Below are 17279 nucleotides of genomic sequence, written 5' to 3' on the forward strand. Positions count from 1 at the left end.
ATCACATCATGAGCCGCAGCAAATCTATTGCTTAGGGAAAGATGCCGAGGCTGGCTCTACTCCCCATCCCCCAGCGCATAGACGCCTTCGGCTCCGATGCCCTGTTCGGCCATCATGCGGGCGCGGGCGCGCAGCTTTTCGGTCTCGCTCTTGAGCTGGCCGCAGGCCGCGAGGATGTCGCGACCGCGCGGGGTGCGCACGGGCGAGGCGTAGCCAGCGCGATAGACAATCTCGGAGAAGCGCTCGATGCGCTCCCAATCCGAGCATTCGTATTTCGAGCCGGGCCAGGGATTGAACGGGATCAGGTTGATCTTCGCCGGAATACCTTTCAGCAGGCGCACGAGTTCGCGCGCGTCGGCATCCGAATCGTTCACGTCTTTCAGCATCACGTATTCGAACGTGATGCGGCGCGCGTTCGACAGGCCGGGATAGGCGCGGCAGGCATCGAGCAGCTGCTTGATGTCGTATTTGCGGTTGATCGGCACCAGCACGTCGCGAAGATCGTCGCGCACGGCATGGAGCGAGATCGCGAGCATGGTGTTGGCTTCCGCGCCGAGACGCTCCATCTGCGGCACGACGCCGGAGGTGGAGACGGTAATGCGGCGGCGCGAGAGGCCCAGCCCCTCGTTGTCCGACATGACGCTGATCGCATCGACCACGTTGTCGGTGTTGTAGAGCGGCTCGCCCATGCCCATGAACACGATGTTGGACACAAAGCGTCCGCCGTCGCTCGGAACGAACGCGCCTTCCGGCGGTGTTGCATGAGGCCAATCGCCGATGGAATCGCGCGCCACAATGAGCTGCGCCACGATTTCCGCCGAGGTCAGGTTGCGCACGAGGCGCTGCGTGCCCGTATGGCAGAAGGAGCAGGTGAGCGTGCAGCCGACCTGGCTCGACACGCAAAGCGTGCCGCGATCGACTTCCGGAATATAGACGCACTCGATCTCCGCGCCCTTGTCGAGCGGGCCAGTGGAGGCCATGCGGATCAACCACTTGCGGGTGCCGTCTTTTGAAACCTGCTCGGAGACCACCTGCGGGCGTGCGAGGGTATAAGCGTCAGCGAGCTTCGCGCGCAGCTCCTTGCCCACATTGGTCATCTCGGCGAAGTTTTTCGCGCCGCGAAAATAGATCCAATGCCACAGCTGGGCCACGCGCATCTTCTGCTCGCGCTCGGGTACGCCGATGGCAGCCAGCGAATCCTTCAGCTGGTCGCGAGTGAGGCCGACGAGGGAGGCTCCGCCGGGGGCGGCGCCTGCCGCCACGTTCATCTCGGCGGTTTTTTCGATGGACAAAGCGTTGGCACCCGCCGCGCGTGCGGCATCGCTCACGGCCACCGGGGCCGCATTGGGGTTACGCTTGGCGATGTCGAGCACCGTCGCCATGGGATCGAGCCTCATTATTGGAAAGTCGCGTGCCTATAACACGATTGCGCCGAAACCGTGAGCCGAAAAGCAAAATTCCGGGCGCGAGGCCCGGAAAATGCGTACTCACAGTGCAATTTGCAAGGTGGGAGGCGTTCAGACGCCGCATTCCTTGCGGGCATGGTCCAGGGCCTTGCTGAAGCCGCTGAGCGAATAGCGGTCGGTGAGGCTGGAGCCGCGAGCCGATTGCATCTTCACGGTCAGGCTTCCGCTCTTTGCCATGGTGGCGATGGCCTGGGTTTCCTCGGCGGGGTTCTTCAGCCAGGCATTGGAGGCCTTGGCGATGAGGGCATAGGACGCGCTGCCCATGCTGGCCTCGGCCGGGGCATTTTCCTTGGCAGCGAAGCCGAGCACGAGGGCGACCTCGTTCTTCACGTTCTCTGCCGGGCGGAAGGACACGAAGAGATAGGCCGGATCGCGGTTGAGGTTCTTGGGCATGCGGTCCTGAGGCTGGCTCAAGGCATAGCAGATCTTCGAGCGGCCGGTCTGGGCCGTGTAGACGCCCCAATCGCCGTAGGACGTGACGAGGGAGGCTCCGCCGGGACCGGTGGCCGCCGGGGCGGGCTTGGCTGCCACGGCCGCAGCGCCAGCCGCTGCCGCAGGCTTGGCAGCCGAGGCGGGCTTGTTCGCGGCAGGCTTTGCAGGAGCGGGTTTGGCTGGGGCAGGCTTTGTCGCGGCAGGCTTCTGCGCCGGGCGCGAAGACTGAGCCAGAGCGGCCGAGCCAGTGCCAAAGCTGAGGACGGCGGAAAGGATGCCTGCGGCAAGGCCGCGCTGGAAAAATGCTGTCGTCATGAGGGCGGACAATAAGAGGGGAGGGTTAATAACTCTTCACCATGCCGTAGCCTTGCCCGGGCAAGTTGGCGATGCGTCGAAACGCGCATTACCAGCGTCAGAAACCTTGCGGAACGGCAAAATAAAAGGGCCGCAAAAAGCGGCCCGGAAGAGTTGTGATTCTCAAAAGTGTTCGTTCTTCAAAGGGAGGATTTGAAATAACTTCTGATGAACAATCCCTGTATAGATGAAAAACTATAATGTTGCAATAAGTACATATTCTTTGTTCTGAATATAATCTTAAATAAGCTTGGCCATTTAGGCTTTATCGATTGAGACTTCCCCTAGGGTGTCTCGGGCCTTTTTCCTGTGTTCTTCCGTAATGGAGCCCGCAACCTGCGTGATGGCGGCTGCCAGCACGGCCGCATCGTCGGCGAAGCCGATGAGGGGCAGCAGGTCGCTCACCGCATCCATCGGGAAGACGAAATAGGCGATGGCCCCGAGGAGAATCAGCTTCACGCGGCTCGGCGTCTTCGAATCCGTGGCGCAATAGAAGGCGGCCACAAGATCCTCCGCGAAGGGAATTTTCCCCGCGACACGCCTGAACTTCTCCCAGAAGCGGCGCTTCAGGCTTTCCTCGTCCCGGGTGGCCGCGCGCATGGCGTCCATCTCGGCCTTGGTGAAAGGCTTCGTGACAGGTTCGCTCATGCTTTTCCGCTCCTTCGACAGCTCAGGGATCGACGCAATGGTATCGACTTCATGTAAGGATTGCCTACAAGCATCCTCAAGGGAGGAGACAACCAATGAAGCTCGACAAATTGATGGCGGCCGTCGTGACCGGCGCCGCTTCGGGACTGGGAGAGGCCACCGCGCGTATGCTCGCTGCACAGGGTGTGAAGGTCGCCATCTTCGATATGAACGCTGAGCGCGGCGAGGCGGTTGCCCGCGACATCGGCGGCTTGTTCTGCCAGGTCGATGTGACGGATGAAGCCTCCATCGATGCAGGCCTCGTGAAGGCGCGCGAAAAGCATGGTGTCGAGCGCATTCTCGTCAATTGCGCGGGCGTCGCGCCAGGCCGTCGCACGGTAACCAAGAAGCGCGAAACGGGCGAGCTGATCGCCCATGACCTCGCCAGCTTCCGCAAGACGGTGGAGATCAACCTCATCGGCACCTATGCCATGATTTCCAAATGCGCCGCCGCGATGGCCGCGCTCGAACCCATAACGCCGGATGGCGGACGCGGCGTCATCGTCAACACCTCGTCGGTGGCGGCGCAGGACGGGCAGATCGGGCAGGCGGCTTATTCCGCCTCCAAAGGCGGCGTGCTGGCGCTTACCCTGCCCGTGGCGCGCGATCTCTCAGGCTTCGGCATCCGCGTGATGACGATCATGCCGGGCTTGTTCCATACGCCGCTCTTCGAGGGCATCGCGGAAGATTACCGCAAATCGTTGGAAGCCAACGTGCCGTTCCCCTCGCGCCTCGGACGGCCCGAGGAATATGCGCAGCTGGTAAAGAGCATTCTCGAAAACGACATGCTCAATGGCGAAGGCATCCGCCTCGACGGCGCGCTGCGGATGCAGCCGAAATAAGCCTATGACGTGATCTCGCCCCAGTTCTCAGAATAGCTGATGAGATCCGGGGTGCAGAGCCAGGATTCGCGGCGCGTGGTCCAGGCCTCGTAGGTGGGCTTGAAGAGATCCGTCTGGTCGAAGCTGCCGAGCATGATCTCGATCTCGTCGCTGCTGTCCGAATAGAACACCAGCGAACCGCAGGTGGGACAGAAGCGGCGCTGCCCTCCGGGGGCGGTCTCCCAGACCTTGCTCTCGCCCGAGACCGTCACCTGATCCGCGGGAAAGATCGCAAAGGCGTTGAAAACGCTGCCGGTCTCTTTGCGGCAGGTCATGCAATGACACAGGCCCACGCGATTGGGCTGGCCCTGCACCGTGTATCTCAGTTGTCCGCAGGCGCATCCGCCGGTGAGAACATTCTGTTTCGCCATGGCATCACGCCTTCGTCAGTCCGGCGGCGAGCTGATCCATGCGCTGGGCCAGCTCCACGTCGCGGCGGGTGAGGCCGTTGGCATCGTGCGTGGAAAGGGTCACGTCGACCTTGTTGTAGACGTTGAACCATTCCGGATGGTGGTTCATGGGCTCGGCCACCAGCGCCACGCGCGTCATCCAGCCGAAAGCCGCGTTGAAATCGTCGAACACGTAGCGCTTGCGGATGGCATCCCGTCCTTCCACGAGAGTCCAGCCGTCGAGGGCGGAGAGAAATTCTTGACGCTCGGATTCGGTCAGGCGGGGCATGGCGGCTTCATCTTTCAAGAGAACGGGATGGCTTAGTGATGAAGCAGCGGCCGCAGCTTTCAAGCCCTCATGCCAATCCGAGAAGGCGAATGAGCCCCAGGCTGATCCCGATCAGCACGATCAGCGAGAGCGTCACCGCGAGCGTCACGCGCCCGCCGACCCTGGCGAGAACCTTCAGGTCTACACCTAAACCCAACGCCGCCATTGAGATGATGGTCAAAAGGGTTGCCGTTGGCGTGACGAGACCGAGCACGGAATCGGGAATCGCACCGAAGGAGCGCAAGGCCGCGAGGGTCAGGAAGCCGATGATGAACCAGGGCACGAGGCGCGTGAACGAGAGGCTTTTCGCGGCCGCCTTCTCGCCCGCCTTCAGCGACAGCGCGATCACCACCGGCCCCAGCATCAGCACACGCACGAGCTTCACGAGCGTGCCGATCTGCGTGCTCACCGCGCTCACCGGCAGGGTGGCGGCGAGAACCTGCGGCACCGCATAGACGGTAAGACCCGCGAGCACGCCGTATTGCGTGAGCGAGAGGCCGAAGAGCGGCATCAGAAGCGGCAACGTCAGCACCACGATCACACCGAGAATGGCGGTGAACGCGATGGACGAGGCAACATCTTCCGGCTTCGCGCCGATCACGGGAGCGACCGCTGCAATCGCGGAATTGCCGCAGATCGAGTTGCCGCAGGCCACCAGGATCGACATGCGTTGAGGCAGGCCGAGCAGGCGGCAAAGGCCGTAGCTCGCGCCGATGGCAAGCGCCACCACGATTGCGATACCGAGAATGAGGCCGAGGCCGGCCTGGAGCACGGCCTGAAAGCTGATGGAGGCACCGAGCAGCATCACGGCGACTTCAAGCAGGGTCTTCGCCGAGAAGCCGATGCCGGGGACCCAACGGGCATCGGGCGTCCAGAGCGTTCTGATTAAAGTGCCGAGCAGGATCGCAATAACCAGTGCTTCGAGCCAGGGCCGGCCGGTCCAGTGCTCCTCCAGCATCTGCAAGCCGAGAGCGGCGACGGAGATGGCGGCGCACAGAGCGATTCCGGGAATGTATCTGGCCAGGCCCGTGCCGTTCATCGGATCGCTTCGCCCCCTCGAAAACAGTGTGGGAACGGCTAGTCCGAAGGCAGGCGCGATGCAAGGCTCAAACGAGAAAAGCGGCATCCTCGATATTGCGCCAATCCTGCTGCAGCGTGAACGAGCCCCGGTCGATGACGATGAAGCAGCCGCCGCCCGAATGCTGCGGACGGCTTTCATGCCCGATCTCCACCTGTTGCAGGTGAGCCGTGAGCAGACAACCGACGCCGCCATGAGAGACGATCAGCGCGTTGCCTGTTTCCTCCGCCGCGATCCGGCGCACGGCGTTCACGATGCGCGTCTGCGCATCGATGGCGCGCTCCCACCCACGAATGCTCTCGTGAGGGCGGCCGAAGAACTCGCGTACCACCTCCCAGAATTCCGGCGGCGCGATATAGCCCGTGGCCGAGCGGTCGTTCTCGCCGATATCCTCGTGGGTGCGATAGGTCATGCCGAGACGCTGCGCCACGATAGCCGCGCCGTCGATGGCCTTCTGTTCCGTGCTGGCATGGATGGAGGAGAGACGGAGGTTCGAAAGCTTCTCGGCGAAGCACTCCATTCTCTTTCGCCCCGTCTCGTTCAGCGGCCAACGCGGAACAGGCACGAGCGGATCGATCACCACCTCCGGGTGGGTGAGAAAGATGAGTGACGCCATCGGGATTGAACCGAGAATCCTAGCCGAGAGGGTAGGCGGCTTCGACCACATAGGGTCCGCCGCCCGTGGATGCTTTCGATGAATAGAGCACGAAGCGATGGGCGGTGAAAGTGAGCTTCGGGAAATGGCCGCGTGTCGCCATGTAATCTGCCACGTCGATGGGGGATACGTTCTTCAGGCGCGCGAGCGTCACATGAGGTGTGAACTTGCGCGTTTCGGGGGCCAAACCGATCTGGCGCATCATGCGCTCCTGCTCGGCCTGCAGTTCTGTGAGTTCACCGTTGCCTGAGATGCGGGCGAAGACGGTGCGGGGCTTCGATCCGCCGAAGGTGTCGAGGCCTTCGATGGTGAAGGTCATCGGGTCGCGATAGCGGCAATCGCCGAGGATCGAATACACGTCGTCCGCCATGCGATCGTCGATGTCGCCGATGAAGCGCAGGGTGAGGTGATAATTCTCGGGGTCGATCCAGCGCGCGCCCGGCAGGCCGCCGCGATAGGCGGACAGCGCCATGGCGATCTCGGCGGGGATTTCGATGCCGGTGAAAAGACGTGGCATGCGGCACCTCCCGAGCTTGGCTTCACTCTTCGTATCAGACGAAGGACAGCCGGCTTTGGTTCCGGCCGATCTTTGGCGGTCATCCCGGGGCTGCGAAGCAGAACCCGGGATCGTCGGCAAAATAAGGCGCGGGATTATCACCTCTCCTTGAGGGAGAGGTCGGACCGGAGGTCCGGGTGAGGGGTTACAGGTCCATCCGGAGAGGTCTCACCCCCCTCACCCTCGCTGCGCTCGACCTCTCCCCACCGGGGAGAGGTGACCAGAGCCATTTTCGTCGAACGATCCCGGATCTTCGCTACGCTCCGTCCGGGATGACGCTTTGATTTACGGGCAGGGATTGCAATGCTCGATGTGGATGGCGTCGATGCGCTTCTCCAGCTCCGGCGTGATCTTCACCTCGATGGAGGCGATATCCGTCTTCAACTGCGCCATCGAGGTCGCGCCGATGATGTTGGATGTCACGAAGGGACGGGAATTCACATAGGCCAGCGCCATCTGCGCCGGATCGAGGCCGAACTCCTTGGCGAGAGCGAGGTACTTGCGAATGGCCGCCTCGGCAGTGGCGTTCTCGTAGCGCTGGCCGCGATTGAACAATGTCGTGCGCGCGCCTGCAGGCCGTGCGCCGTCGAGATATTTGCCCGTGAGATAGCCTTGCGCCAGCGGCGAATAGGCGAGCAGGCTTACCTGCTCGCGCAGGCTCACTTCCGCCAGTCCCACCTCGTAGGTGCGGTTGAGCAGGTTATAGGCGTTCTGCACCGATTGCGCTCGCGCGTGGCCCTTGGCCTCCGCGTGCTTGAGGAAACTCATGGTGCCCCAGGCGCTCTCGTTGGAGAGGCCGAAATGGCGGATCTTTCCGGCCTTCACGAGGTCCGTCATGATCTCGACGGTCTCGCCGATCGGATGCGAATCGCCTTCCTGGTGACGATAGATCGTGTGGTTCGCGCCCCACTGCATCGGGCGGTCGGGCCAGTGGATCTGGTAGAGGTCGATATAATCGGTCTGGAGCCTTTTCAGGCTCTTGTTCACCGCCTCCTCGATCTGCTTGCGCGAGAGCTCGGCCTTGGAGCCGTCGTCGCGGAACCAGGTATTGTCCGAGCGGCCCACCACCTTAGTGGCGAGAATCACCTTGTCGCGGTTGGCCCGCGACTTGAACCAGGAGCCGATGATCTTTTCCGTCGAGCCCTGTGTCTCCGCCTTGGGCGGAATCGAATAGAGCTCTGCGGTGTCGAAGAAATTGATGCCCTGATCGAGGGCATAATCCATCTGCTCATGGCCCTCGGCCTCGGTGTTCTGTTGGCCCCAGGTCATGGTGCCGAGGCAGATGAGGCTGACATTGAGATCGGTGCGGCCAAGGCGGCGATATTGCATCGTTAAGGCTCCTCGCGGCGGTAGGCCACCGCGTCTGGAAAGAATCGTGGGCGCTGAAAGACGATCAGCGCTGGGTCAGGCGGGCAAGAAACCTCTCGACCGAGGGCAGAATGCGCTCGACGATGGTCTCCACGCCCTTTGCCGTCGGGTGCAGGCCGTCGGCTAGGTTGAGAGACCGCTCGCCGGCCACCCCGTCGAGGAAGAAGGGATAGAGCACAAGGTCGTGCTTCTTCGCAATGTCGGAATAGATGGTGTCGAATTTCTGGATGTAGTCAGCGCCCAGATTGCGGGAGGCATACATGCCAGCGAGCATCACCGGGATATTGCGGGCCTTCAAGCGCTCCACGATGGTCTCGATATTCTTGCGGGTGCCTGCCGGATCGAGGCCGCGCAGCATGTCGTTGGCCCCAAGCTCGACGATCACCCCGTCCGTGCCGTCGGGAACGGACCAGTCGAGCCGGTCGAGGCCACCGGAAGAGGTGTCGCCCGAGACGCCTGCATTGGCGATCTCCACCTTGTATCCCTTAGCCTTGAGGGCCTTCTCCAGCACGACCGGGAAGGCCGCTTCCTGCGGTAGGTTGTAGCCGGCAGTCAGGCTGTCGCCGAGGGCCACGAGCTTCAGGGTCCTGTCCTGGGCGAGGGCGGCTGAGGAGGGGGTGAAGGCAGCGGTCAAGGCGAGAGCACACGCAAATATGATCGTCATGAATGGGCCGGATTGGCGCTTCATCGATAGGCTTCCCATCTATGTCGGACTAAACAACGTTCAGCTTTTCAGTCTCCAACAGATCGGATGTATGGGCATGAAGGACAAGGCCATTGCGCTTCACGATGTCGATTTGAGCCTCGGACGCGGGGCCGCGCGGGTGCATATCCTCAAGGGGATCTCACTCGGCGTCGACAAAGGCGAGGCGGTGGGGCTGGTCGGCCCTTCGGGCTCGGGCAAGTCCACCCTGCTCATGACCATGGCCGGCCTCGAGCGGCCCGATTCCGGCAAGGTGATCGTGGACGGCACCGATCTTTCGGGGCTCGATGAGGATGCGCTCGCCCGTTTTCGAGGCAGGCGCATCGGCATCGTGTTCCAGTCCTTTCATCTCGTGCCCACCATGACGGCGCTGGAAAACGTGGCGCTGCCCCTGGAACTTGCGGGCGAGGACGAGGCGTTCGAGCGCGCCGAGGCCGAGCTTCAGGCCGTGGGTTTGGGCCATCGCCTGCATCATTATCCGGCGCAGCTCTCCGGTGGCGAGCAGCAGCGCGTGGCCATTGCCCGCGCCATCGTGCCGAACCCGGCGATCCTGGTCGCGGACGAGCCCACCGGCAATCTCGACGAGAATACGGGCACGTCCATCGTCGATCTGCTCTTTGCCTTGAAGCGCGACCGCGGCGCGACCCTGGTGCTCGTGACGCACGATCTCAACCTCGCCCGCCTCTGCGACCGCACGGTGCGCTTGCGCTCGGGCCAGGTGGAGGCCGATGCGGCCTCGGCCGTGGCTTAAAGGGAGCGGTTCCATGCATGGCACCCTCTCCACGCCGCAGCGGCGTCCCGCATCCGATTCGAAAATGCCGCTCATCCTGCGTCTCGCCTTCCGCGAGCTGCGCGGAGGCCTGAAAGGCTTCGGCATCTTTCTCGCCTGCATCGCGCTCGGCGTCGCGGCGATTGCGAGCGTCTCCTCTCTTTCCCGCGCACTCACTGAGGGCATCTCTCGCGAAGGCCGCCGGATTCTCGGCGGCGACATGGCGTTCTCGCTGATCCAGCGCGAGGCGAGCGCTCCTGAGCGGGCCTTTCTCGATTCGAAGGGGCAGGTGAACGTCGTCGCCTCCATGCGCGCCATGGTGGTGGCAGGCGAGAAAGGCTCCGGCCTCGTCGAGATGAAGGCGGTCGATGGCGGCTATCCCAATGTCGGCACGCTGGAGACCGCTCCGCAGATGCTGCCTGCTGACCTGTTTGCAGAGCGCAACGGCGCATATGGTGCGGTGGTCGATCCGGCCTTGCTCGCGCGCCTCGATCTGAAGGTGGGTGACCGGGTGACGGTGGGCGGCGCCAATGTAGAGCTGCGCGCGAGTCTCGTGACCGAGCCCGACCAGATCGCCGACGGCATCGGCTTCGGGCCGCGCCTGCTGATCTCGCAGGATGCGCTCCAGGCGACGGGCCTCGTGCAGCCCGGCAGTCTCGTGCGCTGGACCTATCGGCTTACCGTTCCGCAAAATCTGAATACGGAAGAGGGTCTTGCGCAGGTCGAAGCAGAGGCGGGCCGTGTTCTGCCGGAAGCAGGTTGGCGCATCCGCAACCGTCTCAACGCCGATCCGCGCTTTGCCAAGAATATCGAGCGCTTCACGCAATTCCTCACCCTCGTCGGTTTGACCGCTCTGCTGGTCGGCGGCGTGGGCGTGGCCAACGCGGTGCGCGGTTTCGTGGACCGCAAGCGCGCTTCCATCGCGACGCTCAAGAGCCTCGGCGCGCCGGGCGGGCAGGTGGTTCTGCTCTATCTCACGCAGGTGATGCTGATTGCAGCCTTGGGCATCGGTATCGGCCTCATGGTTGGTGCGGCCCTGCCATTCGTCATCACGGGTGCATTCGGTCATCTGTTGCCGATTCCGATTCAGCCGGTCATTGCGTTCGCCGAACTCGGCATCGCGCTTTTGTATGGCGTGCTCACCGCCTTGGTCTTCGCCATCGCGCCGCTGGGACGGGCTCATGACGTGCCGGTCTCAGGCCTGTTCCGCGACCAGATCGATCCGGAGCGGCGCTGGCCGCGCAAGCGCTATCTCACGGCGCTGGGCGTCTCCGTCATGTCGCTCGTGTCGCTCGCGGTCGTGGCAGCCTATGACCAGCGCATCGCGCTCATGTTCGTGGCGGCGGCCGCAGGCTCGTTCCTGCTGCTGCGGATCGTGGCGATGGGCATCATGGCGCTTGCCCGCCGCCTGCCGCGCCCGCGCCGCACGGCGCCGCGTCTGGCGCTCGCCAACATCCACCGTCCCGGCGCGCTCACGCCCTCGTTGGTGCTATCGCTGGGGCTTGGCATTACGCTTCTCGTGACCCTCTCGCTCATCGATTCGAACCTGACGAAGCAGCTCACCCAGAGCCTGCCGCAGCAGGCACCGAGCTTCTTCTTCCTCGACATCCCGAACCAGCAGGCCGATGCCTTCGAGGGCTTTTTGAAGCAGCAGGCGGGCGACGCGCAGATCGAGCGCGTTCCGATGATGCGCGGACGTCTCGTGACGCTCGGTGGACGGCCCGTCTCCGAAGTGAGGGCGCCGGAGGATATCTCCTGGGTACTCGAGGGCGATCGCGGCATCACCTATGCCAAGACGCCGCCTGAAGGTTCCAAGCTCGTGCAGGGCGAATGGTGGCCTGAGGATTATCGCGGCAAGCCCCTCGTCTCCTTCGACGGCAAGATCGCGGAAGGCTTAGGGTTGAAGATCGGTGACGACATCACCGTCAATGTGCTCGGCCGCAACATCACGGCTACCATCGCGAATCTGCGCGAGATCGAGTGGCGCTCGCTCGGCATCAATTTCGTGATGGTGTTCTCGCCCAACACCTTCGCGGGCGCGCCGCATACGCATCTGGCCACCGTCACCTTCCCGAACGGGTCGGATGCGGCCACCGACGCCAAGATCCTGCGCAATTCCGGCCTGACCTATCCCATGGTCTCGAGCGTTCGCGTGAAGGATGCGCTGGAGGCGGTGAACGATGTGGTCTCCCAGCTCGTCATGGCGATCCGGGGCGCGAGCTCGATCGCGTTGATCGCGAGCCTCTTGGTTCTGGCCGGCGCCCTTGCGGCGGGCCATCGGGCGCGGCTCTACGATGCGGTGGTGCTGAAGACCCTGGGGGCCACCCGCACCCGGCTGCTTTCGGCCTATGCCCTGGAATACGGGCTGCTGGGTCTGGCGAGCGCGGTGTTCGGGCTGCTCGCCGGGGGCGTTGCCTCGTACTTCATCGTGACCCGTCTCATGAACTTAAGCTTCAGCTTAGATTTGTCGGGCGCTCTCGTGGCTTGTGCCTTGGCCGTTCTGGTGACCGTAGGCTTAGGCTTGATGGGAACGTGGCGGATCCTCAGTCAAAAACCGGCGCAATACTTGAGAAACCTTTAGACGCTTGGATTCGACCCGGCGTTATAGAGGAACGGCGAGAGGATAATGGGAGGCAGCTCTGCGCGGCCTCCCGAAAAACCTTTTCACAAAAAGTTGAAGCTTGGCGTTGGCTCTTGCGGAGACAGGGGCGCCCCCTCATATTTCCTGCGTCGCCATGCTATAGTGGCGGCCAAAGGCTGATCCCCAGCCTTTCGAGGGAACAACAACGGGACACCGTGAGAAAGGACTCCGATGCAACCGTATGAGCAAAACCAAAACGCCTATGGCACCGGCTTTGCCCGGACGGAGGCTCAGGTCGACCAGGGCCTGCGCACCTTCATGCTCGGCGTCTACAACAACATGGTCCTGGGCCTGGCCATTTCGGCTCTGGTCGCGCTTGGCATCAACATGGCGGCCGTCACGACAAATGACGCCGGCCGCATGGCGCTGACCGAGTTCGGACGCGTTCTGTATGGCACGCCTCTGATGTGGGTTGTGGCGCTGGCGCCTCTGGCCTTCATCTTCTTCTTCTCGTTCCGTATCGACCGCATGTCGGCCGCAACGGCGCGTATGACCTTCTTCGCCTTCGCGGCGGTGATGGGCGCTTCGCTTTCGACGCTTCTGATCCGCTACACCGGCGCGAGCGTCGTGCAGGTGTTCTTCATCACGGCTGCCGCCTTCGGCGCGCTGTCGCTGTGGGGCTACACCACCCGCCGCAGCCTGTCGGGCATGGGCTCGTTCCTGATCATGGGTCTCGTCGGCCTGATCATCGCGTCGATCGTGAACATCTTCGTCGCGTCGAGCATGCTGCAGTTCGGCATTTCCGTGATCGGCGTTCTGATCTTCGCAGGCCTCACCGCCTACGATACGCAGAAGCTGAAGGAGATGTACCTGTACGGCAACTTCGACACTGAGGCTGCCGGCAAGGTCTCCGTCATGGGCGCGCTGACGCTCTATCTCGACTTCATCAACATGTTCCAGTTCCTGCTTGCCCTCGTCGGCAACCGGAACGAGTAAGAACACACGAAGCGAATGCTTCACGAGCCCCGGCCGAAAGGCCGGGGCTTTTTTGTTGGGATTTGCGCGTCGCAGGGCTTCGCCTTACGAAGGGCGCATGAGCCCCATCGTCCGCCCCTCCGCCGATACCGATATCCCCGCCATTGCCGCCATCTATGCGCATGCGGTGCTCACCGGCACGGCCTCCTTCGAGCTCGAGCCTCCTGCGCAGGATGAAATGGCGCGCCGCCGTACAAGTCTCTTGGAGGGCGGCTATCCCTATCTCGTGGCGGAGCGCGATGGTGAAGTCCTCGGCTATGCCTATGCGGGCGCCTATCGTACGCGGCCTGCCTATCGCTCCACGGTGGAGGATTCGATCTATGTCGCGCCCTCCGCGCAGGGCCAAGGCATCGGGCGCTTGCTGCTCGAAGCGCTGATCAAGGAATGCGAGGCACTCGATTTCAGGCTTATGGTTGCCGTCATCGGCGATGAGGAGTCGAAAGGCTCCATCAGCCTGCATCGCAGTCTTGGATTCGAGCCCGTGGGAATCCTCAAAGGCATCGGCTACAAGCACGGACGCTGGCTCTCCACCGTACTCATGCAGCGTCCGCTCGGACGAGGCCCATCGGAACCGCCGACACGGCCCATTCTCTCGTAATCTCCATGTTCGCTTCCATCATCGCCAAGCCGCGCGGCGGCCTCTGGGACAATCCCGATTTCCTGCGTCTCTGGGCAGCCCAGAGCCTCTCCGCCATCGGCACCCGCTTCACCCGCGAGGGCCTGCCGATCATCGCGGCCCTGTCGCTCGGGGCCACGGCCATGGATCTCGGCCTGCTGATCGCATTGAGCGCCTTGCCGGGCGTGCTGCTCAGCCCCTTCGTCGGAGCCTGGATCGACCGCACCCGCCGGCGGCGCGTGCTCATCCTGGCGGACATGGCGCGTGCCGCCGCACTCCTGACGCTTCCTGTGGCGGCCTGGCTCGATGCGATCACCATCGGTCAGGTCATGGGCGTTGCCACTATCGTCGCGCTGTTTTCCATGGTCTTCCAGACGGCTGACAACGCCTATCTGCCGAGCGTGATTGAGAAGGATCAACTCCTCGAAGGCAATTCAAAGCTTGCGACCACCGATGCGGTGGCCGAGGTCGTGGGCCCTGCCACCGCAGGCGTTGCGATCCAGCTTCTCACGGCACCTTTCGCGATTCTCTTCGATGCCTTGTCCTATCTCTGGTCGGCTGTTCTGCTGGCGTCCATTCGTCGGCCCGAAAAGCCCGTCGAGATGGGTGAACAAGCACCTGATCTCTGGCGCGAGACGGCGGAAGGCCTGCGTTTCGTGTTCGGGCATCCGACTTTAAGACCGCTGACGCTCTGCTTTGCGACGCTCATGTTCTCACTGTCGGTCTTCGCGCCGCTCTACGTGCTTTTCGCCGTGCGCGAACTCGGCATTCCGCCGGGCATTCTCGGCTTCGTCATCGCGCTCGGTGGCATCAGCGCCGTGATCGGCGCGCGTCTCTCGGCGCGTGTGGGAAAAGGCATCGCGCCGCGCAAGCTGCTGATTACCGTGCTGGTGATCTATGGATTGGGCACGAGCTTCATTCCGCTCGCTCAAGGCCCGCTCTGGCTTGCCGTGACCTTGCTGTGCATGGGACAGCTCTTCGGCGATGGGCTTTACGTGGTCCTTCACACCCATATGGCGGCTTTGCGCCAGCAGGTGACGCCCGATGCGCTTCGCGGTCGCGAAGGCGGCGTCGTGCATCTCTTGAGCGTCGGGCTCGGCCTTGTTGCAGCACTCGTGGCAGGCTTTCTCGCCGATATCATCGGCATTCGCCCGATCCTGTGGGCGGGCGCGCTCGGCATCTTCGTGTCAGCGCTGTGGCTGCTTCGCATGCCGAATGTCAGCGCTGACAAATTTTCCTGATGCGGGCCTGCCTCAGTTCGACACGACCTTCGGCTTGTCGAGCACGCGCAGCACACGATCGAGCTCGTGTCCGCGCTTGAGAATCAGGCCTGTGGAGACGATCACCGAATAGGCTCCCTGCCGCTTGGCGAGCTTGGGATCCTTCTCGATGCGATAAAGTGGCATTTCGGATGTGCGCCGGTAGATCGAAAAGACGGCTTTGTCGGGTGTGAAATCGATGGCGTAATCGCGCCATTCGCCTGCAGCCACCATGCGCCCGTAGAGATTGAGAATCGTCTGCAACTCGGCACGATCGAAGGCAACTTGCTTCGACGCGGTGGGAAAGGGCACGATGTGAGCCGAACTCTGCATCGCGCCGCCACGCAGCGGCTCTGAGACGTCACCCTCGCTCATGAAAGCTCCCATCATCCGTTACCTTGAAACTGATGATGGGACCGGCCCGCGAGCGGATCAAGCCATTGAGGTGAAATGAATCACCGCTTCTTTTGCAAATCTTATTCCTGCCTCATTCGTGCCCCTAAGGTGCCTCACTGGGTATCGTAAATACTCAAGTTGCCTCGACGGCCCGGCTTATCCATCGGCTTGGACACGTCAGCCCCCCAGCCCTCCAGGCCTCTGGAGAGCCGGGCCACCAACCCTCGAGACACATCAGGCCGCCTTTCAGGCGGCCTTTCTTTTTTAGAACCCCGACAGGACGATCTTGCCCTTGGCGCGATTGCTCTCGATGAAGGCATGCGCTTTCTTGAGATTGGCCGCATTGATCGGCCCAAGCACATCGGCGAGCGTCGACTTGATAGTGCCTGCGTCTATCAGGCGCGAGGCCTCGTTCAAAATCTCGTGCTGGCGCTCCATGTCCGCCGTCTGGAAGGTGGAGCGGGTGAACATCGATTCCCAGTGAATTGAAACAGACTTGCCTTTCAGAAGGCTGATATCGAGCGGATCCTTCGGATCGTCGATAAGCGCGAAGTGTCCCTGAGGGACAATGAGCTTCGCGATCTCGGCGAAATGCGTCTCCGTATGCGTGATCGAGAACACGAAGGCGGGTGCGCCGATCCCTAAAGCCTCCACCTGCGCGGCGAGCGGCTTGGTATGATCGATCACATGATGCGCGCCGAGCTCCTTGGCCCAACTTTGCGTTTCCGGGCGTGAAGCGGTGGCGATCACCGTCACATTCGTGAGCTTGCGCGCGAGCTGCACGGCAATGGAGCCGACGCCGCCTGCCGCGCCGACGATCAGGATAGCATTGGCGGCCCCCTTCACCGGGCGCTTGATATCCAGGCGGTCGAACAGGGTCTCCCAGGCGGTCAGCGTCGTGAGGGGCAGGGCGGCAGCCTCCTCGAAGCTCAGATTCTTCGGTTTTACGCCGACGATCCGCTCATCGACCACATGGAATTCCGCATTGGTGCCCGAGCGGGTGATGGCGCCCGCATAGAACACCTCGTCTCCCGCCTTGAAGAGGGAAACCTCCGCGCCCACGGCGCGCACGATTCCCGCGGCGTCATAGCCTAAAACCTTGTGGCTGCCGGGCTCGGCCTGGGCGCGCTTACGCACCTTGGTATCGACGGGGTTGACCGAAACCGCCTTGATTTCCACCAGAAGATCCCGCGGGCCCGGTTCCGGGCGGGGCAGCTCGATATCGATGAGGGAGGCGTCGGCCTCGATGGGTAGGGATTGCTGATAACCAACAGCGCGCATGACTTGTCTCCATTTCGGTAGAGACATAGTTGGCCATAGGGCTTAAGCTCGCAAGAACGCACAATTAAAGCCCATAGTGTCAAAAAGGATACCGTGATGCCCCGTGCCCCAAGGCAGCAATCATGCACCGGCTGTTCCGTCGAGCGGGCGCTCAGCCTCATCGATGGCAAATGGAAGATCGTGATCCTCTACAAGCTGCTGAAGGGAACCTTGCGTTTCAACGAGTTGCGGCGCCTCATTCCCGGCGTGACCCAGCGCATGCTCACCCACCAGCTCAGGGAGCTGGAGGCCGACGGTCTCATCGTTCGCGTGGTCTATGCGCAGGTTCCGCCGCGGGTTGAATATTCCCTGTCCACGCGCGGGCAAAGCCTGGAGCCCGTGCTTCTCGCCCTCAAGCAATGGGGAGACACGAATCTGTCGTCTCAAGCAGCGAAAGCAGCATAAA

The 17279-nt window shown here is 62.6% G+C and carries 19 protein-coding genes; 7 read left to right on the forward strand and 12 right to left on the reverse strand.

Annotation, left to right across the window (positions count from 1 at the left end; translation table 11 throughout):
• Window positions 1-56: 56 nt before the first annotated feature.
• The 3 genes from rlmN to MJ639_RS07770 form a co-directional block, all read right to left on the reverse strand.
• Entirely contained in the window at window positions 57-1268 is a 1212-nt protein-coding gene (gene rlmN, locus MJ639_RS07760; RefSeq protein WP_243370879.1) for a dual-specificity RNA methyltransferase RlmN, read from the reverse strand.
• A 249-nt stretch (window positions 1269-1517) separates the two neighbouring features.
• Complete coding sequence (locus tag MJ639_RS07765; RefSeq protein WP_243370027.1) at window positions 1518-2213, reverse strand: hypothetical protein; 696 nt, start codon at window positions 2211-2213, stop codon at window positions 1518-1520.
• Window positions 2214-2510: 297 nt separating this feature from the next.
• Window positions 2511-2900, reverse strand: coding sequence for a YkvA family protein (locus MJ639_RS07770; protein WP_423790765.1), 390 nt, complete (start codon window positions 2898-2900; stop codon window positions 2511-2513).
• A 95-nt stretch (window positions 2901-2995) separates the two neighbouring features.
• Between MJ639_RS07770 and MJ639_RS07775 the strand changes: the two genes are divergently transcribed.
• A complete protein-coding gene (locus MJ639_RS07775; protein WP_243370029.1) occupies window positions 2996-3781 on the forward strand; it encodes an SDR family NAD(P)-dependent oxidoreductase in 786 nt (261 codons plus the stop codon).
• A 2-nt stretch (window positions 3782-3783) separates the two neighbouring features.
• On the opposite strand, the gene MJ639_RS07780 is transcribed toward MJ639_RS07775, so the two are convergent.
• The 7 genes from MJ639_RS07780 to MJ639_RS07810 form a co-directional block, all read right to left on the reverse strand.
• Window positions 3784-4191: a GFA family protein gene (locus MJ639_RS07780; RefSeq protein ID WP_243370031.1), complete on the reverse strand. Its 408-nt coding sequence runs from the start codon at window positions 4189-4191 to the stop codon at window positions 3784-3786.
• A 4-nt stretch (window positions 4192-4195) separates the two neighbouring features.
• A complete protein-coding gene (locus MJ639_RS07785) occupies window positions 4196-4498 on the reverse strand; it encodes a 4a-hydroxytetrahydrobiopterin dehydratase (RefSeq protein WP_243370033.1) in 303 nt (100 codons plus the stop codon).
• A 67-nt stretch (window positions 4499-4565) separates the two neighbouring features.
• Complete coding sequence (locus tag MJ639_RS07790; protein ID WP_243370035.1) at window positions 4566-5576, reverse strand: YeiH family protein; 1011 nt, start codon at window positions 5574-5576, stop codon at window positions 4566-4568.
• A 67-nt stretch (window positions 5577-5643) separates the two neighbouring features.
• On the reverse strand, window positions 5644-6231 hold the full coding sequence (locus tag MJ639_RS07795) for a histidine phosphatase family protein (protein WP_243370037.1): 588 nt from the start codon (window positions 6229-6231) through the stop codon (window positions 5644-5646).
• A gap of 19 nt (window positions 6232-6250) precedes the next feature.
• On the reverse strand, window positions 6251-6787 hold the full coding sequence (gene thpR / locus MJ639_RS07800; protein ID WP_243370039.1) for an RNA 2',3'-cyclic phosphodiesterase: 537 nt from the start codon (window positions 6785-6787) through the stop codon (window positions 6251-6253).
• A 324-nt stretch (window positions 6788-7111) separates the two neighbouring features.
• Complete coding sequence (locus tag MJ639_RS07805) at window positions 7112-8155, reverse strand: aldo/keto reductase (protein ID WP_243370041.1); 1044 nt, start codon at window positions 8153-8155, stop codon at window positions 7112-7114.
• A 64-nt stretch (window positions 8156-8219) separates the two neighbouring features.
• Window positions 8220-8882 carry an arylesterase gene (locus tag MJ639_RS07810; protein ID WP_243370046.1) on the reverse strand — a complete coding sequence of 221 codons (663 nt, stop codon included), beginning with the start codon at window positions 8880-8882 and terminating at the stop codon, window positions 8220-8222.
• A gap of 67 nt (window positions 8883-8949) precedes the next feature.
• Between MJ639_RS07810 and MJ639_RS07815 the strand changes: the two genes are divergently transcribed.
• From MJ639_RS07815 to MJ639_RS07835, 5 genes are all read left to right on the forward strand, one after another.
• Window positions 8950-9648 (forward strand): ABC transporter ATP-binding protein, encoded by a 699-nt coding sequence (locus MJ639_RS07815; protein WP_423790766.1) that lies wholly within the window; start codon window positions 8950-8952, stop codon window positions 9646-9648.
• 13 nt (window positions 9649-9661) lie between these two features.
• On the forward strand, window positions 9662-12247 hold the full coding sequence (locus MJ639_RS07820; protein ID WP_243370050.1) for an ABC transporter permease: 2586 nt from the start codon (window positions 9662-9664) through the stop codon (window positions 12245-12247).
• Between the two features lie 231 nt (window positions 12248-12478).
• Window positions 12479-13243, forward strand: a complete 765-nt coding sequence (locus MJ639_RS07825; RefSeq protein WP_243370052.1) for a Bax inhibitor-1/YccA family protein — start codon at window positions 12479-12481, stop codon at window positions 13241-13243.
• A gap of 97 nt (window positions 13244-13340) precedes the next feature.
• Entirely contained in the window at window positions 13341-13880 is a 540-nt protein-coding gene (locus MJ639_RS07830; RefSeq protein ID WP_243370054.1) for a GNAT family N-acetyltransferase, read from the forward strand.
• A gap of 5 nt (window positions 13881-13885) precedes the next feature.
• The gene (locus tag MJ639_RS07835) at window positions 13886-15139 is read left to right on the forward strand and encodes an MFS transporter (protein WP_243370056.1); all 1254 of its coding nucleotides are present in this window, start codon (window positions 13886-13888) and stop codon (window positions 15137-15139) included.
• A gap of 12 nt (window positions 15140-15151) precedes the next feature.
• Here MJ639_RS07835 and MJ639_RS07840 read toward each other — a convergent pair whose 3' ends face one another.
• Window positions 15152-15532 (reverse strand): DUF2794 domain-containing protein, encoded by a 381-nt coding sequence (locus tag MJ639_RS07840; RefSeq protein ID WP_243370058.1) that lies wholly within the window; start codon window positions 15530-15532, stop codon window positions 15152-15154.
• A gap of 285 nt (window positions 15533-15817) precedes the next feature.
• The gene (locus MJ639_RS07845; protein WP_243370060.1) at window positions 15818-16834 is read right to left on the reverse strand and encodes a zinc-binding alcohol dehydrogenase family protein; all 1017 of its coding nucleotides are present in this window, start codon (window positions 16832-16834) and stop codon (window positions 15818-15820) included.
• A gap of 96 nt (window positions 16835-16930) precedes the next feature.
• On the opposite strand from MJ639_RS07845, the gene MJ639_RS07850 reads away from it, so the two are divergent.
• On the forward strand, window positions 16931-17278 hold the full coding sequence (locus MJ639_RS07850) for a winged helix-turn-helix transcriptional regulator (RefSeq protein WP_243370062.1): 348 nt from the start codon (window positions 16931-16933) through the stop codon (window positions 17276-17278).
• Window position 17279: the final 1 nt, after the last annotated feature.

Origin of the sequence: Microvirga solisilvae (assembly GCF_022808595.1) — a bacterium.
GTDB classification, from domain to species: Bacteria; Pseudomonadota; Alphaproteobacteria; order Rhizobiales; family Beijerinckiaceae; genus Microvirga; species Microvirga solisilvae.